This window comes from Roseivirga spongicola, assembly GCF_034376045.1.
Lineage (GTDB): Bacteria > Bacteroidota > Bacteroidia > Cytophagales > Cyclobacteriaceae > Roseivirga > Roseivirga spongicola.
On sequence record NZ_CP139724.1, the window covers coordinates 3,469,760 to 3,494,123 of the forward strand.

Annotated in this window: 28 protein-coding genes; 15 read left to right on the plus strand and 13 right to left on the minus strand. The window is 40.0% G+C overall.

Features of this window, described 5'->3' with window-relative positions:
* Window positions 1-33 precede the first annotated feature (33 nt).
* A complete protein-coding gene (locus T7867_RS15555; protein ID WP_157717665.1) occupies window positions 34-1,083 on the plus strand; it encodes an oxygenase MpaB family protein in 1,050 nt (349 codons plus the stop codon).
* Window positions 1,084-1,326: 243 nt separating this feature from the next.
* On the opposite strand, the gene T7867_RS15560 is transcribed toward T7867_RS15555, so the two are convergent.
* Complete coding sequence (locus T7867_RS15560; protein WP_068222339.1) at window positions 1,327-1,923, minus strand: YdeI/OmpD-associated family protein; 597 nt, start codon at window positions 1,921-1,923, stop codon at window positions 1,327-1,329.
* A gap of 129 nt (window positions 1,924-2,052) precedes the next feature.
* Here T7867_RS15560 and T7867_RS15565 point away from each other — a divergent pair, with 129 nt between their 5' ends.
* From T7867_RS15565 to arfB, 3 genes are all read left to right on the plus strand, one after another.
* Entirely contained in the window at window positions 2,053-2,661 is a 609-nt protein-coding gene (locus tag T7867_RS15565; RefSeq protein WP_068222334.1) for a 2'-5' RNA ligase family protein, read from the plus strand.
* A 125-nt stretch (window positions 2,662-2,786) separates the two neighbouring features.
* Entirely contained in the window at window positions 2,787-3,206 is a 420-nt protein-coding gene (locus tag T7867_RS15570; protein WP_068222331.1) for a hypothetical protein, read from the plus strand.
* Between the two features lie 50 nt (window positions 3,207-3,256).
* A complete protein-coding gene (gene arfB / locus T7867_RS15575) occupies window positions 3,257-3,676 on the plus strand; it encodes an alternative ribosome rescue aminoacyl-tRNA hydrolase ArfB (protein ID WP_068222328.1) in 420 nt (139 codons plus the stop codon).
* On the opposite strand, the gene T7867_RS15580 is transcribed toward arfB, so the two are convergent.
* The 4 genes from T7867_RS15580 to moaA form a co-directional block, all read right to left on the minus strand.
* Window positions 3,673-4,710: a WD40/YVTN/BNR-like repeat-containing protein gene (locus T7867_RS15580; protein ID WP_322299523.1), complete on the minus strand. Its 1,038-nt coding sequence runs from the start codon at window positions 4,708-4,710 to the stop codon at window positions 3,673-3,675. The genes arfB and T7867_RS15580 overlap by 4 nt on opposite strands.
* A 99-nt stretch (window positions 4,711-4,809) precedes the next feature.
* Entirely contained in the window at window positions 4,810-5,286 is a 477-nt protein-coding gene (gene moaC, locus T7867_RS15585) for a cyclic pyranopterin monophosphate synthase MoaC (protein ID WP_322299524.1), read from the minus strand.
* A gap of 2 nt (window positions 5,287-5,288) precedes the next feature.
* Window positions 5,289-6,485 carry a molybdopterin molybdotransferase MoeA gene (locus tag T7867_RS15590; RefSeq protein WP_322299525.1) on the minus strand — a complete coding sequence of 399 codons (1,197 nt, stop codon included), beginning with the start codon at window positions 6,483-6,485 and terminating at the stop codon, window positions 5,289-5,291.
* Window positions 6,486-6,554: 69 nt separating this feature from the next.
* A complete protein-coding gene (gene moaA, locus T7867_RS15595) occupies window positions 6,555-7,541 on the minus strand; it encodes a GTP 3',8-cyclase MoaA (RefSeq protein ID WP_322299526.1) in 987 nt (328 codons plus the stop codon).
* A 40-nt stretch (window positions 7,542-7,581) separates the two neighbouring features.
* Here moaA and T7867_RS15600 point away from each other — a divergent pair, with 40 nt between their 5' ends.
* Window positions 7,582-8,592: an XdhC family protein gene (locus T7867_RS15600; RefSeq protein WP_068222312.1), complete on the plus strand. Its 1,011-nt coding sequence runs from the start codon at window positions 7,582-7,584 to the stop codon at window positions 8,590-8,592.
* Between the two features lie 6 nt (window positions 8,593-8,598).
* Here T7867_RS15600 and T7867_RS15605 read toward each other — a convergent pair whose 3' ends face one another.
* Window positions 8,599-9,915, minus strand: coding sequence for a peptidoglycan DD-metalloendopeptidase family protein (locus T7867_RS15605; RefSeq protein WP_068222309.1), 1,317 nt, complete (start codon window positions 9,913-9,915; stop codon window positions 8,599-8,601).
* A gap of 177 nt (window positions 9,916-10,092) precedes the next feature.
* Window positions 10,093-10,917, minus strand: a complete 825-nt coding sequence (locus T7867_RS15610) for a hypothetical protein (RefSeq protein WP_068222306.1) — start codon at window positions 10,915-10,917, stop codon at window positions 10,093-10,095.
* A 143-nt stretch (window positions 10,918-11,060) separates the two neighbouring features.
* Between T7867_RS15610 and T7867_RS15615 the strand changes: the two genes are divergently transcribed.
* Window positions 11,061-12,500, plus strand: coding sequence for a leucyl aminopeptidase family protein (locus tag T7867_RS15615; RefSeq protein ID WP_068222303.1), 1,440 nt, complete (start codon window positions 11,061-11,063; stop codon window positions 12,498-12,500).
* A gap of 7 nt (window positions 12,501-12,507) precedes the next feature.
* Here T7867_RS15615 and T7867_RS15620 read toward each other — a convergent pair whose 3' ends face one another.
* Both T7867_RS15620 and T7867_RS15625 read right to left on the minus strand, forming a co-directional pair.
* A complete protein-coding gene (locus T7867_RS15620) occupies window positions 12,508-13,470 on the minus strand; it encodes a GNAT family N-acetyltransferase (RefSeq protein ID WP_068222301.1) in 963 nt (320 codons plus the stop codon).
* Between the two features lie 9 nt (window positions 13,471-13,479).
* On the minus strand, window positions 13,480-14,295 hold the full coding sequence (locus T7867_RS15625; RefSeq protein WP_068222298.1) for a glycerol acyltransferase: 816 nt from the start codon (window positions 14,293-14,295) through the stop codon (window positions 13,480-13,482).
* Between the two features lie 126 nt (window positions 14,296-14,421).
* On the opposite strand from T7867_RS15625, the gene T7867_RS15630 reads away from it, so the two are divergent.
* The gene (locus tag T7867_RS15630) at window positions 14,422-14,787 is read left to right on the plus strand and encodes a cupin domain-containing protein (protein WP_068222295.1); all 366 of its coding nucleotides are present in this window, start codon (window positions 14,422-14,424) and stop codon (window positions 14,785-14,787) included.
* Here T7867_RS15630 and T7867_RS15635 read toward each other — a convergent pair.
* Window positions 14,784-15,299, minus strand: a complete 516-nt coding sequence (locus T7867_RS15635; protein WP_068222293.1) for a thioredoxin family protein — start codon at window positions 15,297-15,299, stop codon at window positions 14,784-14,786. The two genes, T7867_RS15630 and T7867_RS15635, sit on opposite strands and share 4 nt — an antisense overlap.
* A gap of 194 nt (window positions 15,300-15,493) precedes the next feature.
* Here T7867_RS15635 and T7867_RS15640 point away from each other — a divergent pair, with 194 nt between their 5' ends.
* The 6 genes from T7867_RS15640 to T7867_RS15665 all read left to right on the plus strand — a co-directional run bounded on the left by T7867_RS15640 (window position 15,494) and on the right by T7867_RS15665 (window position 20,690).
* Window positions 15,494-16,522 (plus strand): sensor histidine kinase, encoded by a 1,029-nt coding sequence (locus tag T7867_RS15640; RefSeq protein WP_068222290.1) that lies wholly within the window; start codon window positions 15,494-15,496, stop codon window positions 16,520-16,522.
* Entirely contained in the window at window positions 16,503-17,210 is a 708-nt protein-coding gene (locus T7867_RS15645; protein WP_068222286.1) for a LytR/AlgR family response regulator transcription factor, read from the plus strand. The genes T7867_RS15640 and T7867_RS15645 overlap by 20 nt, the downstream gene beginning before the upstream one ends.
* 28 nt (window positions 17,211-17,238) lie before the next feature.
* Window positions 17,239-17,529 carry a MoaD/ThiS family protein gene (locus T7867_RS15650; protein WP_245660242.1) on the plus strand — a complete coding sequence of 97 codons (291 nt, stop codon included), beginning with the start codon at window positions 17,239-17,241 and terminating at the stop codon, window positions 17,527-17,529.
* Between the two features lie 37 nt (window positions 17,530-17,566).
* Window positions 17,567-18,655 carry a WD40/YVTN/BNR-like repeat-containing protein gene (locus T7867_RS15655; RefSeq protein ID WP_068222283.1) on the plus strand — a complete coding sequence of 363 codons (1,089 nt, stop codon included), beginning with the start codon at window positions 17,567-17,569 and terminating at the stop codon, window positions 18,653-18,655.
* Window positions 18,656-18,754: 99 nt separating this feature from the next.
* Window positions 18,755-20,491: a DEAD/DEAH box helicase gene (locus T7867_RS15660; RefSeq protein WP_068222281.1), complete on the plus strand. Its 1,737-nt coding sequence runs from the start codon at window positions 18,755-18,757 to the stop codon at window positions 20,489-20,491.
* Window positions 20,492-20,552: 61 nt separating this feature from the next.
* Window positions 20,553-20,690: a 30S ribosomal protein THX gene (locus tag T7867_RS15665; protein WP_084375702.1), complete on the plus strand. Its 138-nt coding sequence runs from the start codon at window positions 20,553-20,555 to the stop codon at window positions 20,688-20,690.
* A 53-nt stretch (window positions 20,691-20,743) separates the two neighbouring features.
* Here the strand turns inward: T7867_RS15665 and T7867_RS15670 are convergent, their stop codons facing one another.
* Together T7867_RS15670 and T7867_RS15675 are read right to left on the minus strand one after the other, a co-directional pair.
* Complete coding sequence (locus T7867_RS15670; RefSeq protein ID WP_068222278.1) at window positions 20,744-21,589, minus strand: DUF2911 domain-containing protein; 846 nt, start codon at window positions 21,587-21,589, stop codon at window positions 20,744-20,746.
* Window positions 21,590-21,670: 81 nt separating this feature from the next.
* Entirely contained in the window at window positions 21,671-22,204 is a 534-nt protein-coding gene (locus T7867_RS15675; RefSeq protein ID WP_068222275.1) for a DUF2911 domain-containing protein, read from the minus strand.
* Between the two features lie 68 nt (window positions 22,205-22,272).
* On the opposite strand from T7867_RS15675, the gene T7867_RS15680 reads away from it, so the two are divergent.
* Together T7867_RS15680 and T7867_RS15685 are read left to right on the plus strand one after the other, a co-directional pair.
* Window positions 22,273-22,869: a DNA-3-methyladenine glycosylase gene (locus tag T7867_RS15680; RefSeq protein ID WP_068222272.1), complete on the plus strand. Its 597-nt coding sequence runs from the start codon at window positions 22,273-22,275 to the stop codon at window positions 22,867-22,869.
* On the plus strand, window positions 22,851-23,786 hold the full coding sequence (locus T7867_RS15685; RefSeq protein WP_068222269.1) for a 2-hydroxyacid dehydrogenase: 936 nt from the start codon (window positions 22,851-22,853) through the stop codon (window positions 23,784-23,786). Before T7867_RS15680 ends, T7867_RS15685 begins: the two co-directional genes overlap by 19 nt.
* A gap of 9 nt (window positions 23,787-23,795) precedes the next feature.
* Here T7867_RS15685 and T7867_RS15690 read toward each other — a convergent pair whose 3' ends face one another.
* Complete coding sequence (locus T7867_RS15690) at window positions 23,796-24,257, minus strand: hypothetical protein (RefSeq protein WP_157717664.1); 462 nt, start codon at window positions 24,255-24,257, stop codon at window positions 23,796-23,798.
* Window positions 24,258-24,364: the final 107 nt, after the last annotated feature.

The following is a 24,364-nucleotide window of genomic DNA, read 5'->3' on the forward strand; positions in this document are numbered from 1 at the left end:
CAAACTTTCAACATAAGTAGTAGTTTCCAAAGGGTGAGCTCATTAACGCACATATCTAAACGAGGCTTAAAGAAGTTTAGGCAACAAACGGATTCACTGGCCGATGCTGTTATTTCTAAATACTTTCCCAGTAATAAAGTAGGCTTGCAGCAAGAATTAGCACTCATTGTTAATAATGAAAGTGAATTGCTTAATTCTGCTGATTCAACTCTTGTAGCGCTTTATACAGACATTTGGAGCAAATCAGATAAGTTATCTGAGAGTGATCTGAAATTGGGGCAACAGTTTTTCAATAAACATGCTTCTGACATTATGCTCTTATTAGGCATGCTTTCTTTGCCATATTGTTATGCAGCCGCTAATGGAGCAGAGGTGTTAATAAGGTCAAAAAGAATATTGGAAGATCCAGAGAAGCGACTGTTAGAAACAGCAGAGTTTGTGTTTAATGTGTGTTCTAGAAATGCTTTTAGTGCAAAGGGAAGAGCCCTTTCAGATATTCTTAAGGTTCGATTAATGCATGCAGCAGCTCGCTGGTATGCTCTGCATACAACAGAGTGGAATGCCTCTGAGCTGGGGCAGCCAGTTAATCAAGAAGATATGGCCGGAACCAACCTTTCCTTTTCGCTGATTGTGATTAGAGGGCTAAAGAAATTGGGTAAGTCTGTGAGTGTCGAAGAGGCTTTTGGTTACATCAATTATTGGAATCTGATTGGTGATTTGTTAGGGGTGAACCAAGCATTGCTTCCTAAAAGTAATAGAGAGGCATATATTCTGGAGCGGAATATTCGAGAAGGCCAATTTAGGCAAAGTGAATCTGGTATAAGGCTTACTAAATCGTTGCTCAGGTATTTTGAAACTGCCACTTTAGATACGCCTTTAAAAGGGCGAAGCAAAACATTGGTTGCTTATTTATTGGGAGATAGAGTATCGGGCTTATTGGGTCTGCAAAACTCGCTAGACGAAAAAGTGCTATTTCAGCCTTATAAGTACTTTTTTAAAATCCAGAATACCATCAATCTGAGGAATGACTCTTATGCCGCAGCATTAAAGCAGTTTAGAGAGGTGCAGAAATCAGTAATATAGTTGGGTAGAAAATCCTCCGGCTCCCGAAGCCTCGGGACGGCTACCTCCTTTAGAAAAGGAGGATTGGCTCGCTGATAGGAGATTTAGGGTGAATTACTTGATTGGAAATTACAATTTCAATTAAGCTCGGTATAGACAACCTGAATCATTGAACCTCGTTTCCTCGTTTCCTCGTTTCCTCTTATCCGACTTCCGACTTCCGACTTCCGACTTCCGACTTCCGACTTCCGACTTCTGACCTTTTTATTTATACTTGTCGTTCAATCCTATACCTTCCAAAATCATTGGGGTTATCTTTTCTAGTCGCTTAGACTTGGTTTCTTCTCTTTTTGCGAGTTGAATGTATTCTGCAAACTCTCTTTTCTTGGAGAGGTTCAGCGCCTCAAAGGCTTCTTTTAGCTTGGTGCTCTCATTTAAAGCGGATTGAAGCTCCGTTGGAATAACAAGCGGTTTTCCTACTTTGGCTTTTATCTTTTTTCCTGCCTTTTGGTTGGTAATAGCTTCGCGAATATATGAGTTGATGGTTTCGGAATCTTGCTGAATCTCCTCGGTGCTTTCAAATCTCCACTGTCTCATGGCTTGAGTTTTCCCTTCTTGAGCATTCATTAGTTTATTGGCCTCGTCTTTCAATAGTCCACCTTGGAAAAACCAGATTCCAACATAAGACTTAAATGCACCAAGCCCTAGAATATTCTTGCCTTCTAAAGCATACACTGGTGCGCCCCATTTAATGGTTTCTTCCAAATTATGCGACTTTGCTAATTTTCTTAGAAGAGTTAATTCAGATTGCCAAGTTTCGTGTTTCTCTATGTAAGTATCTACAGTCTTATCTAGTCCCATTCAATGTATATTATAGAGTGAAGGTCAGTAAAATCGTTTGTAACAGCAAGTTAGGGTAGGTTTTTATCGAATTGTTAAATACTAATAAATATAGTATTGTATAACTAATATAGTTAGTATATTTGAAATATGATGAAGGATAGACCAGCTCAGTTATTTAGAAACAATGAACTAAATGAGTACATGATCATTGTTTTGCCTTATGCAGAAATCAATAATGAGGTAAAGAATTTTAAGAGGGAGTTCTTTAAAAAATACGGCCCCTATTCTGGCCAGAATTCTTGTGCTCATATTGGGTTAATGTCATTTTTTCAGACAGCTGATCGTGAAGAGAAATTGATGCAAAGTGTGCAAGAGGTTGTAGGTCAACTGAAAGGATTTGAAGTTTTCCTGAATGGTTTCGAGTTCGATTCAAATCAGCGTTCCGTTTATGTAGATATTCTCAACAAGCAATCGCTAGAAGGATTGTATCATCAGCTTAGGCTTCGTTTGTTCAAAGACTTGGTTTCGTTGGCTTTCTTAAATAAGAATTATACTCCTATGATGAAGATTGGACAAAACCTTAGTCCGCTACAATTCCTAGATGCTATTGCTGATAATAAGACCAGGGCTTACACTAATAATTTTAGAGTTACGCGCCTTCATGTATTAAAGCGTAAGGCACCTTACACTACTTGGGAGAGTTTGGCAGCCGTGCCTTTTGCCAGGGCGGAGAACGAGCTAATGGGCTTGCATTAAAGGTTTTTGGAGAGTCGATGGTGTTTAGTTGAATATTTTAGAGCACAGACGGTGTTCTTTCATCGGCTTTCAAAATTGATCTGAACAAGGGATGGTCAATAAACACACTGATTAAAGCTTAGAGTATGAAGAACAAAGTGAATTTTAAAGTATTGGAACAGAGCTTAAGGTTAGCTTCAAAGGCTTCTGATCTTGAGCGAGAATGTGATAACATGGAGATTTCTCAATTACTGCACGAGGTAAACTTAATGGCCTTAGGCATACCCAAAGTAGTTACTGAAGGAGAAACAGAGAGTGCTCTAATTGAAATAAGAGCTGCGATAGAGCAAATAAGGGTCAAGATTGCCAAGCTCCCTATACAATCGGAAGCTATTTTTGAGTTCGCTAGGTTGCTTGACGAAGAGAGCGAATTGGTAAAGCGGTACCAACCTAACACTCGAGAAATAGCCAAGCCTGTTAAAGCTAGTCGGCTCAGTATTCAAGACAGAGGAAGGTATAGAAGACCTCTGAATTTGAAAGCTGGCTTTCAGACTAGTTTATTCTGATTTATAGTGATTCTATTGTAGAACACATAGATTATTCAATCTTTGAAGTAATGTTCAATGCTGAAGAAATAGCTTCTAGAGATTTTAGTACTGAGTTGCATTTTCAAACTTCCAGAAGCTCTGGGCCTGGTGGTCAAAATGTAAATAAGTTGGAGACTCGCGTAACCTTGCGTTTTAATCCTTCTAACTCTGAAGTCCTCTCTGAAGAAGAGAAGGAGAGGTTGGTCTCTAAATGGAGCAATAAACTCACTAATGAAGGAGATTTTCTTATTAGTTCAGAGAAACATAGAAGTCAATTAAAGAACAAAGAAGACGCTATTTCACTCTTTCTCAAGGAGGTTAAAAAAGCCTTTACTGATCCTAAGCCTAGAAAAAAATCTAAGCCATCTAAGGCAGCAATTAAGAAAAGGTTAGATGGGAAAAAGAAATTGGCAGAAAAGAAGGCTATGAGAAAGCCGCCAAAGTTCTAAATAAGATTAATAGTTCTTACGCTACTTAAATTCTGATTGATAGCCACCCAGCTTTCAGAGTTGTCATCAGACACATATAAGTTTCCATTATTAGTGCCAAAAGCCATAGTGTTTCCGTGTTTATCGAAGGCGGCTCTAAGTACTAAATCGAAAGACGTATGACTTGGTAGTCCCTTTGATTTGCTCACCCAATTTTGTCCGCCATCTGTAGTTTTATACACCTCCAATTTAGTATGGTGAGGGTATCTCAAATCGTCCGACTGGGCGGGAATAACCCAAGCTGTATCAACGTCATTTTCATCCACCACTAAGTCGAAGCCATATACGGCTATTCCAGTCTGGTCAGAAACGTCAGTCCAAGTATCCCCACCATTAACAGATCTAAAAATCCCACAGTGGTTCTGTTGCCATAGTATTTCGGGGTTTTTAGAATGACGGATAATTGAATGAGGATCATGACCAACTTCCGCGTTGCTATCTGGCAAGTAAAAGGCCTTGAGTCCTTTATTAGAGGGTTGCCAGTTTACACCACCATCGAACGAACGCATAATACCCGCGCAACTAATCCCGACCATTAGCTCTTTTTCGTTCTTAGGGTTAAAGACGATGCTATGAAGAAAAGGATTTTTACTGCCTTTGCCGCCACCTTGCCAAACGGCTCGGCTTGGGTGTTCTGAAAGTCCTTTGAGTTCTTGGAAACCGTTTCCTTGCCATTCAAAAATGGCAGCGGGTTCTGTGCCTATAAAAACCCTTTCGTTAAATGACTCTATACACCAGATTGAACGTAGTGAGTAGGGGCTAGTTTGGTCGAACTGTGGCGCTTTAACTTCTTTAAAAGATTCGCCCTCATCTGAGGAAACATAAACTTTAGCTCCCCAATGTTTGTGGTTGATGGCTACCCACCAATTACCATTTTGTTCCTTATGAAAAGCCCCAATTGGCAAACCGATAAAGTGAATATCTTTCAGCTTCCATTCATTGGATACTTTCTGATAGACAATAAGGCCTTTATCTGTTCCGGCTATAAGTTTCATTTTCGTTTTTATTCGACACTTCCGTAAATTCTGCGGCTAAAGCATTCCCTCTACTGATTTAGGAGTTTTTTATCCACTGGTATATGGAAGGTGTTCTGTTTATGAGTTTGTATAATCAGATTTCCCTCCAGTCTTCTTCAGTAGTTTAGTTTCTTTAATTGAGATGTTCTGAGAGAAGGCCTTGCACATATCATAAACAGTTAATGCAGCTATTGAAGCACCTGTCAAAGCTTCCATTTCAACCCCCGTTTTACCAGAGCATTTAGCTTCGCATTGTATTTCTACTAGTAAGTTCTCTTTTAGCTTTATATCAATAGAGACCTTATTCAAATTCAGCTGGTGACACATGGGGATCAACTCCCAAGTACGTTTTGCAGCCTGAATTCCGGCAATAATTGCAGTTTGAAATACAGGGCCTTTCAGTGTCTTTATTTCTCCATCATGAACATATTTAGCCATATCATCAGGCAGTTGCACATGGCTTACGGCTATGGCCGATCTTTTTGTTTCTGACTTATCGCCAACATCTACCATTGCTGGTTTGTCCTTGTCAATATGGGTGAATTCTCTGCTCATAGTTAATTTCTAAATCGAATATAGCGATAAACTTCACCAGCCTTAAATTCTGATTTATTATCTGGGAGAATAAGAAAGCCATCTGCTAAGGTGAGGTTAGCAAAGTCGCCAGAGCCATTGCCTCTAAAAGGGGTGGCCTTTACAAAGCCCGAAGCTGTATTTTCTAGCTTGCACTCAATAAACCATGTCAGTTCAGGTGGAAATGACAAGTCGGAAGCCAGCTCTGCATACTCTTCTCCAACCGGCTGATCTAGACTTGCTTCTAGCCATTCTTTAATATAAATGTTGGCACAAGCGAATGAAGATACTGGGTTTCCTGGCAAAGCAAATACTACATTTTCCTTGCTTCTTGTACCAAACCAAAACGGTTTTCCCGGGCGCTGTTTTACCTTATGGAAGTGTTTTTCCACGCCAAGCTCTTCCAGAACCTCAGGCAAGAAGTCAAACTTACCTCGCGAGACCCCTCCAGTCAAAACTATCAATTCATAGTCAGACAAAATAGAACGCAGCTCATTGAGCATAAGCTCTTTATCGTCTTTCAAATGGAATTGGGTTGCTTCAATATTCCAACCTTTTAAAAGAGCAAGAACTCCATAATTGCTCGACCTTCTAATCTGATGTTCAAGTGGAGATTCATCAATATCTACCAGTTCATCTCCGGTAGTAATAATTGCTGCTTTGGGTAAGGCTTTCACCTTTACGGTAGATTTACCGACTGAAGCTGTAACAATTAATTCTACAGGGCTCAGTTTTGTGCCAGCACTAACCACAACTTCACCACTCAATCTATCTTGTGCTTTAAAGTGGATGTTTTGCTGGTGCTTAACTTCTTTGACCTCAATAGTGGCGATATCGTTTTTAATACTCAGGTCTTCATATCTGATTACCGTATCTAGCCCTTTAGGCATAATGGCTCCCGTCATTATCTGAACACACTTACCAGAAATGTTTAAGTCTTTTTGTGGCATTCCAGCACCAATTGTGTCTGCAATAGGGAAGGCCCTTTGTCCACTTTCAAAGTCAGCGTGGCGTATGGCAATGCCATCCATGGTCACTCTATCAAAAGGAGGGAAGTCTCTATCTGCAATAAGGTTTTCTGCCAAAATTCGCCCATTAGCTTCTTCAATTGAAACAGAGATGCTTTTTGGTTTATAGAGGTGTTTTGAAATGATTTGCTTCGCTTCTTGGTAACTGATCATTGTAGTATTGAATGTTTAATTGTGAATGCTGAAGAGCTTGTCACACATTCATCATTCTAGCATATAAAGTTAGCCGCCTATGGTAGCCATAGATTCAAAGGTATTGGGTTGGCTCTTTTGTTCTTCGGCTTCGAAGCCATTTTTAGCTCTTCGTTTGAAAAAGTGCATAAACTTTTCCTGAATATCTTGATCTGAAGCACCCTGACGCATAAAGTCTCTAAAGCTAAAGCCCTCATTTTGGTATAAACAAGTCATTAAATCGCCTTTGGGAGTTAGTCTTATTCTGTCGCAGGTGCCACAAATAGATCTAGAGTAAGCAGGAATTACCCCGAAACTTCCTCTGGCACCAGGAATCTGATAGTTGTAAGAAGTAGAGCTGGCGTGGTCGTCTAGCTTCTGAATAGTTGGGTGTTTTTCAGCAATGAGTTGCAGTATCTTCTTATAGTTCCAATCGATTTTTTGATAGCCTTTAGAACCGCCATTGAAGGGCATTTCTTCTATAAACCGAACATTGACTGGGTCTTTTTGAGTCAATTCAACCAGGGGTAGAATATCTTCTAAATTGTGCTCTTCCATCACCACAGTATTGATTTTCGTTCGAATACCTGCATCAATAAGAGACTGGTAGAAGTTAATCACTTGATCGAACTCATCTCTTCTAGTTATTTTATGGAATCGCTCTTTGTTGAGTGTGTCTAAACTGAGATTGACAGCATGAATGCCCATTGCTTTCAGTGCTTCAATATGGCGAGTTGGGGCTGTTCCGTTGGTGGTGATACTTAGTTTTTCGATACCTTCAATCTGACTTAAATCAGCCATGAAAGGCATCAGGTCTTTGCGTACAAAAGGCTCACCTCCAGTGATTCGCACTTTGGAGATGCCCATTTTGGCTAAAATTCCAACAAGCCTGAGCATTTCCTCATAACTTAGCAGCTGCTTTTTATTAGACCATGGAAGGCCTTCTTCAGGCATACAGTAAAAACACCTGAGGTTACATCTTTCGGTAACTCCAAGTCTCAGGTATCTTAATTGTCGGCCGTGGTTATCGAATAGCAAATGCTTCTTATATTGTTAAGTTCAAACTACAACGAGAAAAATGGTAGACATAGTTTCAAGAATACAGCAATTACTCGACAAAGAAAAACCTTTTGCCTTGGCCAGAGTCATTAAAACTTGGAGAAGCTCTCCTCGGCCCGTGGGTTCTGCCATGCTAATAACTGATGATGGAGAAATGCATGGATCAGTGAGTGGTGGATGTATTGAAACTGCCGTTGTAAAGGGGGCTCTCGAAGTAATAATGTCGGGGCAGTCTAAGGTGATGGACTTTGGTGTGGCCGATGAAGAGGCGTGGGAAGTGGGTTTGAGCTGCGGTGGCTCCGTATCGGTGCTCATCACTCCATTTATGGAAGATGACGCTTACGTTAAGTTCTTGAGGTTTCTAGATAAGAATAAGCCGTTTTTTATACTCACTCGCTTAAATGGCCCAAGTCATTCTAATCCGATTTACCTAGATAGGATGGAGGATGAATTGGCTGGCAATCCTGTTCTGGTGAATAACATCAACAATGCGTTTGAATCTGGATTAACAGGTGCAATAGTGGAGTCAAGAGCCGGAGATGAGTATTTTGCTCATTTTTTCAGGGCTAAGCCTCGGTTGATTCTTATTGGTTCGGCACATATCACCTCTGAGCTTTTGGTTTTAGCGAGCATGCACGATTTTGAAACCATAGTTATTGATCCGCGCGATACCTTCGCTAAGAAAACTTCGCGCCAGCAAGAGCCCAATCAACTTATAGTGAAATGGCCACAAGAAGTGCTGGGAGAGATGGATTTAGATCAGAACACTTTTGCTGTAATTCTCTCTCATGACCCTAAAATTGATGATGAGGCTTTAAAGATTATACTGCCTTCAGAAATGAAATACGTTGGAGCGTTGGGGAGCAAGAAAACTCATGCTAAGCGTGTAGAGCGATTAAAAACCTATGGCTTCTCTGAAGATGAGATCGCCAGAATAGACGCGCCTATTGGTATTGATATTGGCTCTCAAACACCTAAAGAAATAGCCATAAGCGTTATGGGAGCTTTAATTAAAGCAAAGAATGCCTAGTTAAGGTTAGCTTCCTTTTTTGATCCATCCGGATTGGCCAGAGGTAGTTTTAACTCTCAAGAAGTCATCGTTTTTTCCTAAAACCTGAATGCCATCAGCAAGAGGTATGGATCCTATTGTTGCATTGTGGTCAGGCCTTTGGTACAGATCTACTTCTGTAGTAGCTACAAGCTTTTGGATTGGTCTTAAATTGATGGTTAGTTCTCGTTTGCTGATGTAGCCTACTTGGCCATCAGGAAGCTCAACCTTACAAGCTTTGTCATTGAGTGCAATAATTCTGGCTATTTGGTTTCTCTCTAGTTTGCTAAGTTGAGCGTGGGTACGGCTGTCTTTATAAATAACTGCGTTTGTGGTGAGTCTCATTTCAGAGCCAAGCCAGCCCAAATCGTCATTAACCGTTTTCAGTTCAAAGCCTAATGATTTTAGTGGGTTAAAGGCCTTCATAGAATTACGTGTATAAATGCCAAAGTGTAAATGTGGGGACGAGTAGAAAGCGTTTCCAGTATTGCCTACAAAGCCTATTGTATCTCCAGTTTTTACTTTTTCTCCTCTCTTCACACTCCAGTTATCTAAATGAGCAAAGTATAGATTATGCGGTCTTTTGGCATCTTCTAGCCAAATAGCCTTACCTCCAATCCCTTTATCATCTATAGACTTTACAGTGCCATCTGTTGGCGCAATAACTGGTGTGCCTAAAGGAGCATAAATATCAATTCCATCATGACTTCTGTTTCCACCGTCTCTGGGGTCACCCCAATAGCTGATTATCGATCCATGGTTTTTGCCTGCAACAGGAAAGGCGAGGGTGGGTTCATTCTCAAAAGTGATTTTGAAAGTTCCACCTCTTAAAAGTTCCGATTGAAAACGCAGAATATAACTAGCATCTCTTCTTGGTTCAAAGCTCAAAAGATGTCCTGTGCTGTCTGCTGAGGCAATATGAACGAATTCCTCGCTATCTACTCTGAATAAGTCCACAAACCTCTTCATGGTATCTGCCGCAATTTCGGCTATAGAGATCTGAATTTTCTCGCCCTTTTTGGCACTAAACGAATAGCTAATGGCTTTGGCGCTAGTATTATCTACAAAAAACGCCTCTTCATAAGGGAGGTCGATTGGGTCTGGTTCTAGTAAGGAGCTACTAGCCGAATTGAGCCACTCTTTACCTAAAGCAGTTTCTAATAGATTGGCATCTTGTAAGGCTTTTTGATAAGCCTCATGATCGTTTCTGGGCTGAAATACTACTGGAACTCTTTCTTCTTTGCAGGAGAACAACGTACATAGTAATAGCACCATTAAAGCAAGTAGCTGCTTTTTACTCGTCATAAAAAGTCATTTGAGTGTTGACCAAATTACAATACTGCCTAACGAGATTTAAGGTTGCAATTGTATGGATTGGAAAGGAAATATTTTTGAATGATGTAGTGCACTGAATTCGAGTGGTAGAACTTAAAGCTCATAACTAGTTCAGGCAAAGAGGCTGTAATAGCAGACCTGTCCGTATCAATCGAACTTATCGTAACCACCATTTAGCCATCTCCAAAATCTGCTGATTACATTGGTTGGTTTTGCAGATTGTGTCTGGGTCTGCTGCACCTGAGCTTGAATAGCTTGTTGCTCAACAAACTTCTTTTTCTTCTTCTTTTTTGGTTTGTCAGCGATTTTGGCTTTTACATTCTGTTCGTAATGCTTCTTCTTTTGTTCTTTATGCCACTGTTGCTCTTGTTCTTTCTTCTTTTTAGCCTCTAATTCGGCTCTTTTGCGTTGCGATTCTACCGGATTGCGATTGGAGTTTCTTCTATAGCTCTTTCTTTTATTGTGGCGTTGTCTGGCGCCACGCTCGTCAATAGTTTGAGTGGAACGCTTACTCTTTTCTTCTTTGACTTCTTTTGTTTCTTTAACCGCTTTGGGTTTAGGTTCTGGAAGGTCAATTTTACCGACTACCCTCAAACCTTCTAGCTCAGGCTTCTCTGCTTTAAAAGTCTCTAGTTCTTTCTTTTTTGCATTAAACTCTTCTTCTAGGGTAATTACCTTTGGTCGAAGCGATTCTACAAAGGCAGGCGTTTCAATAATTTCAGTCTCTTTTTCTTCTTCTAGAGGTTCTTCCTTAATGTCTACCGTTGGCTCGGTAATAATTTCTTCGGTAACAGGCTGTGGTTCTTTTTCTGGCTCCGGGGTTGGCTCGAAATGATTCGTAATAAATGCGAGTTCTTCTTTAGAGATTTTAATATTCGGGTGATTATTAACCTCTCGGAAGTTTTGTTTCAGGAGTTCAACAATAGCAGAAGAATCTACTTCAAGTTTTCTGGAAAGTTGTCCGAGTCGCATGTCATTCGATTAATTGGCTGCGAATATAAATAACTGATAGTCAACTTACCAGTGAAGCGTGAGAGAATAGAAGGTTTTAGTTATGAATAGGATAAAACTAAGCCTTTGATGCGTCAAATAATCGGAATTTATATCTTTCCATCATGAAAGTTATCAAAGCAGTTGAAGACCTAAATTCAGCAAAACACATTATACTCCCATTTGCACAAGACACCGTAGACTTTGACCTTATCTCTCAGATTACAGGCATACAGGGCAAGCCAGATTTTCAAGGAAAGTTTAAGCAGATCAATACATTGCCATCTGTAGACGGAACCAAGGTGCTTTATTTAGTTGGGCTGGGGACAGGTAAATATTTAAGTGAACGACATGAAGCTTTCAGATGGATAAGTCATAAAAGAAATAGGGCTTGGCAAGACCATATAACGCTTTATTTAGAACACCTGGAAGAAGACGATTTATATGCTGCTATTTATGGTTTGGTTTTAAGTAAGTATGATCTAGGAGCCTATAAGACAGACGATAAAACCAAAAATGCCTTTCTCAATGCTGAGGTTGAGTGTTTTGTTTATTCGAGGCATTTTAACGAAGAGCTGGCGCTTGAAGCTAGAGCCGCAGCTAGAACAGTTAATGCCATCAAGGCTTTGGTAGACGCACCCGCGAATATTAAAACCCCAGAATACTTGGCCAACTGCGCTGTCGATTCAGCCAAACGATTTGGGTTTAGCACCAAAGTTTTCGATAAGGAAATGCTGGAGCAAGGAGGCTTTCAGGCCCTATTGGCAGTTGGGCAAGGTAGTAGGTTCGAACCACGGCTTATTCAGATGGAATACAAACCCGAGACTGATGGAGATTACCCAACCTTAGCCTTGGTAGGAAAGGGGATAACCTTCGATACAGGTGGTTTATCCATTAAGCCTTCGGACAATATGCACCATATGAAGTCAGACATGGGAGGTGCAGCAGCAGTATTAGGTACTATGGAGCTAGTAGCCAAACTGAAATTACCAATTCATTTGATAGGCGTGGTAGCGAGTGCTGAAAATGCAGTTGATGCCAACAGCCTAAAGCCTGGAGATATAATCAACTCATATTCAGGGAAAACTATTGAGGTGATAGATACGGATGCCGAAGGACGTTTAGTACTAGCTGACGCTATAAATTATGCCATTAAAGAGTTTAACCCCGATAAGGTGATTGATTTGGCAACTCTGACAGGAAGTGCAATCGGTACACTAGGTTATACGGCTGCGGCCATGTTCAGCAACAATGAAGATATGACTGATGCTCTTTTAGATATTGGTTATGAAACACATGAGCGAGTCTGGCAATTGCCGCTTTTTGATGATTTTAAATCAGACCTTCATTCAGATGTAGCAGATGTAAGAAACTACAGCGGTAAGCCTATAGCTGGTGCTATAACTGCAGCTAAATTCCTCGAAGTATTCACAGAAGACCATCCAGCTTGGTTGCATCTAGATATTGCGGGGGTAGCTTTTGGCAGTTCTTCTTATGCTAAGATGCAGTGCGCTACAGGTTATGGAGTTCGGTTACTGACAGAATATATTAAAAGCCTATCGTAATTCTGGTCTATTCAATTGTTTCAGGGCGCTTATAGTCCGTTATATGGCGCTCTTTCACATCTTCATGAATATCTGCAATAGTCACAATGAGTCCGGTTTCTTCTACGCCACCAAAATCTGGGTTGTATGCTGTACCAAAGGTCATCATAGTAGAAGACAGATTCATATAAATATTGATTAAAGGAGGTATCCATTCTCCTCTCTCTTTCAGGAGTTTATGTAAGATTTTAAAGCCTTCGTTGAACGGTGGATTGTGCTTAAAATGTTCTTTGAAAATGGCGTTATCAAAATCTGCAAAAAGCTCAGGTTTAGGCCTGCATAGTTCGTCTTTATCTGGGAAATAATGTGCAAGAAAAGAGAATAGAATGTCTCTTGCTTCAGGGTTGTAAGACTTGTAGGTAGTTACTTTACCGAAGAAGTACTTTATTTCCGGGTACCCTGTGATTAGAGCACCTAATCCGTCCCAAATATTAGCTAAAGCGAACAACCCTTTTCGAGGGTTTACAGAAGGTTGGTATTCTGGCTGAACCCAAGAACGACCCAGCTCTATTGCACAAGGAAGAAAGTCATTCTTCATTTGTTCAGAAAAATCGAAGTAATGTGCAGTAGAGAGCTCAAATTCGCCTGTTTCAGGATTCCTAGCCCTATTCCCTGTTATGAATCGGTAACCGCCTATAATTTCTTTGTCTTCTCTACTGTAGACAATTAATTGCTCGTAACATCTGGGGCTGGTATCGTACTCGTCCATGTCAATCTCATGTCCCGTACCGCCACCAGCAGATCTAAAAGATATTTCCCTCAAACGCCCCACTTCGCGCATAGTATGCGGTGAGTTGTGGTGGTTGATTATGTAAATTTCGTTGTTTCCCTTGTGCGTATGTTGGATGAAACGCTCTTGCGTTAACTCATCTTCAATGAGTTCTCTTTCAACAGGAGGTATTATCTCTTTTTTTACTTTACTCTGCTTCATACGGGTCTGTTACGACTGCTTTAACTGGTAAACTTTCTCTTTCATCCATTCTGCCCATTCTTTTTCAGATTTGCTCTTGTCGAATGTTTCGGGAGAAACGGGTTTACCAATAATGATATCCATTTTATTGCCTTTCTGCTTATACAACTCATCAACCAGAAAAAACATCTCAATATTCACCTTAATTCCCAGTGCTTTTCTGATGTTGGCAAGTCTGTAAAACTTGTTCGTCAATCTCCCTTCAATATACACTGGAATGACGGGCTTTTTATATTTTTTAGCTTTTGAAACGAAGGTTTTATTCCACTCTAAGTCTCTGACAACGCCATTCTTTTTTCTACTCACCAACCCTGCCGGAAAAATGAAGGTTGCGGTGTCTGATGCAAACTGTTTTTCAACGGCCATCAGTGATTCGCGAGCACTCTTGCCCACCTTGTTCACTCCAATAAACCTTTCTTTTAAGTTTTTAATGCCAAGGAGGAAGTCGTTGACTACAAATCGAATGTCTGGCCTTATATGGTTTACAGCCCATACAAATGCTACAGCATCGAAACCGCCAAGCGGATGGTTTCCAACAAAAATACAGCTTTCGGGTGGTTCAATAATGTTTTCTTTCCCAACAAGGTTGAGGTCAATCTTCCATTCCTCCATTAATTCCTTACAGAATTCATAGGCGCTGGCCGACTCATGACGGGCCATAAAGTCATTGACTTCTTCTTGATGGATTATTCGTTCTATATAGTTTATAACAAACCCAGGAAGCCATTTGAGTAGCTTTGGGTTTCTAGCGGCCATCATTCTCCGAACGTCAATAAACTTATCCATGGTTGGGTTCCAAATCGAACAACCGCAAGTATAAGCCCAAATCTTCAACAATTCAAAAGCTCAAATCATCTTGATGGAACAAAGCTCAAAAGACTTGATAGATTCAAATTATTTGTAAAATGCATTATGATTGGAGTAAACGTAGGGCAAAAATTTTCTTTAGTTGAAGAATTTTGGAAACCATCTATCATAGGAGAGCTTAATGGTCAGCTAGTTAAGTTGGCCAAGCTCAAAGGTTCATTTGTTTGGCATAGCCATGAAAATGAAGACGAACTGTTCTATGTTCATCAAGGGACTTTATATATGGAGTTTAGGGATAGAACAGAAGTAATTAATACGGGAGAAATTATTATTGTGCCAAAAGGAGTGGAGCACAACCCATACACCAAGAACGATGAAGAAGTTTGGGTAATGCTCTTTGAACCAGCTAATACACAACATACTGGGGATGTTAAGCACGAAAGAACCCATAATAATCAGCAGTGGATTTAGTTTTCATTAATAATATCTACCCACAGTTGTTCTAACTTTTCTCCAGGCTTAGGTCTTTCAATGAACCTGCCTATTTCTTTGCCATTTCGGTAGAAGATAATTGTAGGCACTCTGCTGATATTATAGGTGGCCTGTTCGGCATTTGGCCCTTTTTTACCAAGGTCTAGTGCCCATGCATCTATTTGATTTTCAGATATTTTGAGTTGATCTATGAATTTGTAAAATACAGGCACATTTCTTTGGCTATCACCACACCAAGTTCCCATAAAAAGCTTCACTGTCAGGCCTTTCAATTGTGCCTGTTTTACTTGTAATACGATCTCAGTATTCAGCTCATATCTGTTATAAACCAAGTTGAACCAGCCAGCATAAGAATTGGAAGTAAGACCTTCTCGATTAATTTGACCATAGAGAATGGTTCTTCCATTTACTGTAATTTCTTTATTGATTTCTTCATTCGGTACTTCTGAAAATGGAAAGAGAAGAATTAAGGCTAAGAGTATCTGTTTCATGTTTTTATTTGATACTCGTCCTAAATTTGGACCTCAACAAAGAGTTTCTGCTTCAAGCAAGAAAGACCATGCGAACCTTTAAAAACAGCCGATCACTGGTCGTTGATGAGTTTTCATGCTGTTGATAGAAAGGAGTGAGTTGTTGATAGATGGATTCTTGCTACTGATTCTTTTGGTTGTATTTTGCTCTTGAAATGAGGTTGGACTTTGGTATTTACACGCGCATTGGCCTGAACCTGCTGTTTTGGGCTTTTTATTTTATCTATCCTTTTTTACGCTTTAGGTACACAGGTGAACACAGTATTACCTATGAAGAAATTGGCTTTTATTTTCTCGTTTACGGCTTTGTGCTTTACCTCAATAACCTTGTTTTACTTCCTCAATACCTCAAAAAGCATAATCTGAGAAAGTACCTTCTGATTCTTTTACCAATAATGCTTTCGGTAGCTTTCTTCGAAGCTTATGTCAATAAAACACTGCTTCAAACATGTTCGTGTGAAGGGCCGAATTCGACTTACGCGCTCTATAATTTCATACACTTGGGTATCCTTCTAGTCTTATTTAGTGCTGTTCCGGTTCTTCTAAACTATTCGGCCAAGCTTAAAGATTTAGAAAGAGCCGAAACCGATCGTTTAGAAGCGGAACTTAAGTTTCTAAAAGCTCAGGTTAATCCACACTTGTTGTTCAATAGCTTAAATAGCATCTATTCCTATGCCTTGAAAAAGGCTTCAGAAACGCCTGAAATGGTTTTAAAGCTGTCCGATTTGCTGCGGTATATGCTCTATGAAGCAGATAAGCACAAGGTTGAATTGCAAAAGGAAATAGAATACCTCAATGATTATATCGACCTACAGAAAATGCGTAAAGATGGTTTTAAGGTGAATTTCGAGATTATTGGGGATATTGAGCATTACTCCATTGCGCCAATGATTCTGATTAACTTCGTAGAGAATGCTTTCAAGTACATAGATCCTTTTCAACCAGAAATCAATTTGAGCCTAGTGGCTCAGAATAAGACCATTTTCTTTTCCTGCGAAAATAGTTTCAACAAAGACTCTGGCAAGTCCAACCTACTAAATGAACAAGGAGGCTTAGGTTTGAAGAATGCCAAGCAATTATTGCATGCCTTTTATGGAGAACGGTATCAGCTCGACATTCATAAAAGTGATCAATCATTTAATGTAAAACTCTTAATTACTAACGATGAGGTGTATAATCATTGAAGATGAAAGGCCTGCTCAAGAGGTACTGAAGGAGTTTATAGGGCAGTGTCCAGCCTTGGAGCTTAAAGGAGTTTATGCGAACGCCATGGAAGCACAAAGTATGTTGAATTCAGGGAAGGTCGACTTACTCTTTCTGGATATAAACCTTCCTTTGATTAGTGGGATTGAACTGTTGAAATCAATCAAAAATCCTCCACAGGTTATTATCACTACCGCCTATCCGGAATATGCTATCGAAGGCTTCAACCTTGATGTGACGGATTATTTGCTTAAGCCGTTTTCCTTTTCCAGGTTTCTTAAAGCCACAAATAAGGCTCTTAAACAATTTCAGAATGAAACAGTAGAGACGATCACAAAACCTGCAAAAGAGAAGGAATATTCAATCATTCTAAATATCGATAAGGTCTTACACAAGCTTAGCCCTAATGATGTGCTTTACTTATCGTCTGATAGAGATTATGTTGAGTTCCACACCACTCAAAGGAAATATGTAATGGTAGGAGCATTGAGAAAGTGGGAGATTGAATTACCAAAGACCAGCTTTGTTAGAATTCATAAAAGCCATATTGTGAATATCAGGTCGGTTGATCAGGTAATTGGAAACCAAGTGAAAGTGAGAGGGCAAATTCTGCCTATCGGTAGGAAATACAAACCTGAGTTTCTTAAGGCCTTTGGAAAGCCATCCTAAAATCATTTTGGCAACAATTTCCGTTTTAATGCTTATTTTAGATTTTATGCCTACAATCAAGTTCACATCTAACCTAAAGCGATTTTACCCTAATCTTTCGCCAATTCATGCCGATTGTAAAACCGTGAAAGAAGCGGTTGATCTCATTGAGCAGAACTATTCAGGGTTGAAGGATTATATAGTAGACGAAAATGGCTCGCTCAGAAAGCATGTAAATATTTTTGTAGGCAATCAATTGATAAAAGATAGAAAGTCACTTCAAGATGTGCTAAAGGATGGTGATGAGGTTTATGTGATGCAGGCGCTTTCTGGAGGGTAAAGCCTTAAAATCAAGTCTCAATTATAAACTTTTAGCCATGTCAGAAAAGAATACGCTCCTTGTAGGTTCTCGCAAAGGACTTATTGTTTACAGGAAAAATGTCTCTGGAAAATGGAGGCATGACTCTACTGAATTCCTTGGCTTCCCTGTTACTATCGCTTGTATTGATGAAAACACTGGTTATTGGTGGGCAATGTTAGATCATGGCCATTGGGGTTGCAAAATTCATCGATCTAAAGATGGAAAGGAGTGGGAGGAACTTGAAGCCCCTAAATATCCTGAAGGCGAAGAACTGAAAGATGGTTCACCTGCAGCAACCAAATACTTATGGGCATTTGCTACTGGAGGAAAAGGTCAGCCAGGAACCATTTATGTGGGAACAGAGCCAGGAGGACTTTTCAAGAGCACCAATAATGGAGACTCCTTCGAGCTGGTGAGAGGCTTATGGGATCATCCTTCAAGAATTGAGTGGTTTGGTGGGGGAAGAGACAATGCCGGAATTCATTCCATTCTAGTAGACCCAGCGGATTCTAATCACATTTATGTTGCCGTAAGTTGTGCAGGAACCTTCGAAACTTTAGATGGAGGCGAAAGCTGGAAATCGGTCAACAAGGGCTTATATGCAGAGTTTTTGCCAGACCCTACGGCAGATATTGGCCAAGATCCTCATCTGGTAGATTGGTGCGCGGGTAACCCCAAAGTGATGTGGCAACAGAATCATTGTGGTATTTACAGATCTGTAAATGGCGGTGAATTTTGGGATAAAGTCAGCGAGGAAAACGGTCCTGCCCACTTCGGCTTTGCCATTGCCGCTAGTGAAACAGATACTAATGTGGCTTGGGTAGTACCAGGAGATAGTGACCAGATGCGTGTTGCCGTAGATTCAGCGCTTTGTGTTTGTAGAACCGATGATGGAGGTAAAACCTGGAAAGCCTTCAGAGAAGGTCTGCCTCAAGAAAATGTTTTTGACATTACCTATAGGCACGCCCTCGATGTAACAGGTTCTACATTGGCTTTCGGTACAACTACAGGTAATTTGTATCTATCTGAAAATGATGGAGAAAGCTGGGCTACATTGAGTAACAACTTACCAATGGTACACTCTGTAGAATTCTGCAATACCTAGCCAATATATAAGAAGGTGGAGAGTCTAAATAAATTGATTGACTTTCAATTAGTTCCCATTTATTCCCTCTACCTTTGTAGTTCATTATAAAAATACGTTTTGTCAAATTTTAAATCACTAGGACTTTCGCAGAACTTATGTGAAGTGCTAGATCAGTTGGGTTTTGAAACTCCAACACCTATTCAACAACAGGCTATTCCGCAGTTGTTGAAGAAAAATCCCACAGACTTCATTGGTTTAGCGCAAACAGGAACAGGAAAAACTGCCGCTTTTGGTTTGCCGTTAATCGATTTGATTGATCTGGAAGATGAAAGTACGCAAGCCATTATTATGGCTCCAACCAGAGAATTAGGTCAGCAAACAGCTACTCAATTGCAAAGCTTTGTAACTAATAATAGAAAGCTTAATGTAGAGGTAGTTTATGGTGGTGTAGATATTAGCAGGCAAATTAGAGCTTTAAAAAAGCCTACTCAAATTGTAGTTGCCACCCCAGGTCGTTTGCTAGATCTTATTAAAAGAAGAGCCATTTCTTTAGATGCAGTTCAGTACGTTGTGCTAGATGAAGCCGATGAAATGCTGAATATGGGCTTCAAAGAAGATATAGATGATATTATTGGTTACACTTCTGAAGAGCGTTCAGTCTGGTTGTTTTCAGCCACTATGCCTCCAGAAATCAGAAGGATTGTAGATAAGTACATGCACGAGCCTATTGAGGTGGCTGTTAATACTGAGCAAAAAAGTAACCTAGATATTTCTCATCAGTACGTGGTAACCAAAACAGCGAATAAGGTAGCTGCCATTCGTAGGTTTTTAGATGTTCAACCAGATATGAGAGGTGTAATGTTCTGCCGAACCAAACGCGAAACTCAGCAATTTGCAGACGAGTTTTCGAATATGGGCTATGGTGTAGAAGCATTACATGGAGATTTATCTCAAGGTCAACGCGATGCCGTTATGAAGCGTTTTAAGGCGCGTTCTATGCAATTACTAATTGCTACAGATGTGGCAGCTCGTGGTATTGATGTAAACGACCTTACTCACGTATTCCACCATACTTTGCCCGACCAGCTTGAGAGTTACACCCACAGAAGTGGAAGAACCGGTAGAGCAGGTAAAAAGGGTATCTCTTTGGTACTAATTAACCCGAGAGAAGGCAGGAAAATCAAAGACCTAGAGAAGAGGCTCAAAGTTAATTTTGAGCTTGTAGAAGTGCCTAATAGAGCTGAGCTGAAATACAGTAGAATTAACCACTGGGTTAAACTTATTCTTCAGACCAAGGTAGATAAGGGCATTGATGATATTCTTGAGCATATAGATCCTGAATTAGTTGGTTTGTCTAAAGAGGAGTTACTTAAAAGACTTCTGACAGTGCAACTAGACCACATGAGGGTAGATGGTAATGCCAACTTCGATGAACCTGAAGACTTGAATGAATCTCAGGGTAGTGGTAAGAGGCAGTCAGAAGGTGGAGTACGAGCCGATGGCCTTCAGCGCTTCTTTATTAACATAGGAGAAATTGATGGTGCCACTAAAGCCGATTTACTTCACTTTATGGCAGATGTTACGGATATGAACCCTAAGGCTTTCCAAGACATTGAAATGAAGAAAAACTGTAGTTTCTTCTACATGGATAAGGCTGAAAGCAAAGATGTTTCGAGAAAATTTAGAGGTATAAGTGTTTCTGGTCGTGCCGTAAAGGTGAATGAAGACAATGATGGGCCACCTAAAAAGTCGGGCCCCAAAAAGGGCAGGGGCAGAAGTTTTGGTTCTGATAACAAAAGAGCTGGCGGCCGCAGACAGGGTAGAACTCAAGGTAGGTCTGGTAGAAGAAGATAGTTACTATTGACAAGTTTTTTTGTCTTGCGTAAATTCCACTAGTGAAAATGTAATTTGATCTATGGGAAAAGGAGATAGAAAAACCAAGAAAGGCAAGATTGCCATGGGTACTTTTGGTGTTTCAAGACCCTACAAGGTAAAAGCCAAAAGCCATCCTAAGAAAGAAAAAGCTACTAAAGAAAAAGTAGCTAAGAAATGAAAAAGCCCTGACTTCTCGTGAAGTCAGGGCTTTCTGTTTACTGATAATCTCAATTATTTCAGTGAGTCTATCAACTTCTCGTTTAGTCTCACATAGTCAGGGTTTCCGCCTTCCTCGGCAAGTTTCATAGATTCTTTAGCCGCTGCTTGAGCTTCTGCATTCTTGCCTAATCTGGCGAGTAATTTTGCCTTTAAATGAATTACCCAATACTGTTTTTGTGGAGAAGCATCAATGGCTTTGTTTACCCATGTAAGAGCTAAGTTTGAGTCTCTTTCGGTGTCGTAATAGTAACCAGCAGCTTGAAAATAAACGCCAGCATTGGCTGGTGTACCATCAATCACTTGCTCCTTAATTTGAGCCATCACACGCTCGTCTACTTTTGTTTCTATTTTGAACATTGCTTTAGTGTGTTCCCACTTCATGTTCAAGTTGGCAGAGTTAGTAGTGAAGTCTGAAAAGCTAATAGTGAAAGTCTCATAATGGCTGCTCGGATGCTTTACTGGTACTTCAACCCTAAGTTGATCATCTTTTGACTCATAGCCAATAGCACCCCACCAATCTAGGTTTTTGCTAAAAATGATAGTGGCTACATCTTCAGTAAACTGAGTGTAAAGAGCGTAATCACCTTTAGGTAGAGGTTTGCCTTCAATTAGAACATCTTCGCTAAATGAGATTTTTGTAGAAGCATTGGCACCAGTTCTCCAAACTTCATTGTAAGGAATGAGCTCTCCGGCAACTTTTCTGCCACGGGCACTTGGTCTAGAATAAACCACTTTTACCTCTGCTAAGCCTACGGTTCCTTTCAATTCGAAAGTAGGACTTGCCGGAGGCATTTGTATTTGCGCATAGGTTACCGTAGTAACCATAACAGCTAATAAGCTAAGTATAATTCTTTTCATCGGTTTGAATTTTTGTATTGTGAAGTTATAAAAAAAGCTTCCATTCAATGAATAGAAGCTTCGTTTAGATTTTATATAACCTTAGTTAGTAACCGCAATTGGGAATTTCACTGAAGTATCGGCCCATGCTAACTCAATCATAGCCTTGTCTTTGCTGTTCTTGTCAAAGTCTTGCATCATGATGTAAAAAGTTTCTACAGGCTTATCCGTTTTAGTGGCTTTTGCTTTGAAACGCATTACGTCTTGAGATTCGTCATAATTAGTACCCCAAGTCTTGGCTTTGTTGATGATGATTGTCCACTCATCAGCGCCAGGGATAGTGTACATAGAATACTCACCAGCGGCTAGTTTTTTTCCACCTATCATTACCTCTTTGTCAAAGCTAATTTTAGTATTGGCGTTAGCTCCAGTTCTCCAAACTTCTCCATTAGGCGCCAAGGTATTCAGCTTACGACCATCTAAACTAGGTCTAGAGTATACCAAAGTCATTTGAGTGTTTCCTATGGCTTGTGAAACTGTAGTTGTAGGACTTGCTGCAGGACCTCTCTGAGCGAAAGCTGAGGTAGCTACAAAAAATAAAAGTAGTGTTGCGAAAGAGATAATTCCTTTTCTCATTTTTGATCAGTTTTTTTGATTCAACAAGTTAAACTCATTTCTTGAGAATTAGTTGCTATGATTTTCAGATGAAACTTCAAAAATCATTTTATCAGCGTGAAAATGTAGTCCAGATTGCCAAAGAGCTTTTGGGAAAGACTCTACATACTTTAGTTGATGGAGTCTATACCGTAGCTAAGATTACTGAAGTAGAGGCTTATTCTGGTAGAGATGACAAGGCTTGTCATGCTAATAACGGAGTAAGGACTAAGAGAACAGAGGTAATGTACGCAGAAGGCGGTCATGCTTATGTTTATTTGTGCTACGGCATCCATCATTTATTTAACGTGGTAACAAATGTTGCAGATAAGGCCGATGCTGTACTGATTAGGGCCGTTGAACCTATTGAGGGCATTGATATTATGCTTGAACGAAGAAAGAAAGGGAAGTTGGAAAAAGGTTTGAGTTCAGGACCTGGTACTTTGAGTCAGGCCTTAGGAATTACTACCAAAGTCCATTATGGTAAATGGCTTTTAGGAGATGAAATATGGATTGAAGAGGCTCCTAATTTAAATGATACAGAAATTGTAGTATCAAAAAGAATAGGTGTAGACTATGCGGAAGAAGATGCGCTTAAACCGTGGCGCTTTTATATAAAAGACAATAAATGGATCAGCAGAAAATAGATATTCTACTTTGTGCCAAAGTGTGGCAACCAGAACCTTGGGTTGAAGGCCTTTCAAAGTCGCCTTATGTAAATAAAGTACATGTATGGCCTACGGAAGAAGACTTGTCGAGTGTTCAGGCTTTGTTTGTTTGGAAGCCAATGGATGAAGGTGTGGTTGAAAGCTTACCAAATCTAAAGTGGGTAAGTTCACTAGGAGCTGGTGTTGACCATCTGGTCAATGATCAGCAGATTCCTTCCGATATTCCGATTACCCGAATTGTAGACCCGCATCTGACACGTGATATGACCAATTACTGCGTGATGGGAGTGATGATGTACCAACGAAGTATGGATAAGCATAAGGAGAACCAAGAAACTTCTACTTGGGATAGGCTTCCTTATTCGAACCTAAAAGTTGGTGTACTTGGTTTGGGTGAATTAGGAGGTCATTGTGCTTCTACTTTGGCTACTTTAGGCTTTGAGGTTAGTGGGTTTAGCAGAACTCCGAAGGAAATTGAAGGTGTAAAATGTTATGCTGGAGATCAGATGTCTGAATTTCTCAAGCCAATAGACGTTTTGATTAATCTGTTGCCGGTTACACCTCAGACCGAAAGCATTCTGGATAAAAACCTTTTTGAACGGCTTTCTGATGGAACATATTTAATAAATGTAGCTAGAGGGAATCATTTGGTAGAAGATGACTTGATTGAGGCCTTAGATTCAGGTAAGCTCTCTGGAGCCTTATTAGATGTATTCAGGCAAGAGCCGCTTCCGTCAGAACATCCTTTTTGGAAACATCCGAAAATTAAAATCACTCCACATGTGGCCAGTGTCACTTCTCCAGAATCAGCATTGAACTTGCTTCAAAAAAATATAGCTCGACTCATTAAAGGAGAAGAGCTATTGCATGATATAGATAGGTCTGCCGGTTATTAAGCCAGCAGACTAATTTTCTTTCCACTGAGTAACAAACTCATCAAATGACTTTTCTGTAAGTTCCATGGCTCTTTCAAAAATACCTTCAAAGCCATCAGAATCTGAAAAAAGAAGCTCACTGGATACCCAAATATTATTATTGAACCAATAGACTTTGGTTACCTTTTTTTCTTTAGTGATATCGTGACAGATTATCTTTGCACGATTGATATCTGATTCTTCAGTCAATTCTAGTCTAGCAATTCTGGCAATTCTGAAAAACTCTTTTTCACTTGCGTCAATAGTTAGATAATAGTTATTGTCATTGTAAGTGAATTCCACATCGCCATCAGCATCTATTTCGGGGTCATATCCTTCTCTAATGAGATACCCTAAATATCTATTCTGTAATTCTTTCTGAACATCTTCCGATTGACCTTGTGCCATAAAAGTGCAGAAGAGTAAGCCTAAAAAAAGGAGTCTTTTAATCATGAGTTATTATGTTTCAGGTTATAAGGTTGAAAGTAGTAATTAGGAATTAAAGTTGTCTGATTAATTCAGTTTACTTCCGTTTGAATACTTCATAAGCACAATTCATT

Coding starts and splice junctions, on each gene's coding strand:
- T7867_RS15625 (WP_068222298.1), bottom strand. CDS start 14,295: ATGGATAAGTTTATTGACGTTCGGAGAATGATGGCCGCTAGAAACCCA.
- T7867_RS15685 (WP_068222269.1), top strand. CDS start 22,851: ATGGATCAGCAGAAAATAGATATTCTACTTTGTGCCAAAGTGTGGCAA.
- T7867_RS15590 (WP_322299525.1), bottom strand. CDS start 6,485: ATGATCAGTTACCAAGAAGCGAAGCAAATCATTTCAAAACACCTCTAT.
- T7867_RS15620 (WP_068222301.1), bottom strand. CDS start 13,470: ATGAAGCAGAGTAAAGTAAAAAAAGAGATAATACCTCCTGTTGAAAGA.
- T7867_RS15665 (WP_084375702.1), top strand. CDS start 20,553: ATGGGAAAAGGAGATAGAAAAACCAAGAAAGGCAAGATTGCCATGGGT.
- T7867_RS15610 (WP_068222306.1), bottom strand. CDS start 10,917: ATGCGACTCGGACAACTTTCCAGAAAACTTGAAGTAGATTCTTCTGCT.
- T7867_RS15600 (WP_068222312.1), top strand. CDS start 7,582: ATGGTAGACATAGTTTCAAGAATACAGCAATTACTCGACAAAGAAAAA.
- T7867_RS15565 (WP_068222334.1), top strand. CDS start 2,053: ATGATGAAGGATAGACCAGCTCAGTTATTTAGAAACAATGAACTAAAT.
- T7867_RS15570 (WP_068222331.1), top strand. CDS start 2,787: ATGAAGAACAAAGTGAATTTTAAAGTATTGGAACAGAGCTTAAGGTTA.
- T7867_RS15655 (WP_068222283.1), top strand. CDS start 17,567: ATGTCAGAAAAGAATACGCTCCTTGTAGGTTCTCGCAAAGGACTTATT.
- T7867_RS15690 (WP_157717664.1), bottom strand. CDS start 24,257: ATGATTAAAAGACTCCTTTTTTTAGGCTTACTCTTCTGCACTTTTATG.
- T7867_RS15675 (WP_068222275.1), bottom strand. CDS start 22,204: ATGAGAAAAGGAATTATCTCTTTCGCAACACTACTTTTATTTTTTGTA.
- T7867_RS15580 (WP_322299523.1), bottom strand. CDS start 4,710: ATGAAACTTATAGCCGGAACAGATAAAGGCCTTATTGTCTATCAGAAA.
- T7867_RS15635 (WP_068222293.1), bottom strand. CDS start 15,299: ATGAAACAGATACTCTTAGCCTTAATTCTTCTCTTTCCATTTTCAGAA.
- T7867_RS15680 (WP_068222272.1), top strand. CDS start 22,273: ATGAAACTTCAAAAATCATTTTATCAGCGTGAAAATGTAGTCCAGATT.
- arfB (WP_068222328.1), top strand. CDS start 3,257: ATGTTCAATGCTGAAGAAATAGCTTCTAGAGATTTTAGTACTGAGTTG.
- T7867_RS15640 (WP_068222290.1), top strand. CDS start 15,494: ATGAGGTTGGACTTTGGTATTTACACGCGCATTGGCCTGAACCTGCTG.
- T7867_RS15630 (WP_068222295.1), top strand. CDS start 14,422: ATGATTGGAGTAAACGTAGGGCAAAAATTTTCTTTAGTTGAAGAATTT.
- moaC (WP_322299524.1), bottom strand. CDS start 5,286: ATGAGCAGAGAATTCACCCATATTGACAAGGACAAACCAGCAATGGTA.
- T7867_RS15650 (WP_245660242.1), top strand. CDS start 17,239: ATGCTTATTTTAGATTTTATGCCTACAATCAAGTTCACATCTAACCTA.
- T7867_RS15615 (WP_068222303.1), top strand. CDS start 11,061: ATGAAAGTTATCAAAGCAGTTGAAGACCTAAATTCAGCAAAACACATT.
- T7867_RS15560 (WP_068222339.1), bottom strand. CDS start 1,923: ATGGGACTAGATAAGACTGTAGATACTTACATAGAGAAACACGAAACT.
- T7867_RS15670 (WP_068222278.1), bottom strand. CDS start 21,589: ATGAAAAGAATTATACTTAGCTTATTAGCTGTTATGGTTACTACGGTA.
- T7867_RS15645 (WP_068222286.1), top strand. CDS start 16,503: ATGAGGTGTATAATCATTGAAGATGAAAGGCCTGCTCAAGAGGTACTG.
- T7867_RS15605 (WP_068222309.1), bottom strand. CDS start 9,915: ATGACGAGTAAAAAGCAGCTACTTGCTTTAATGGTGCTATTACTATGT.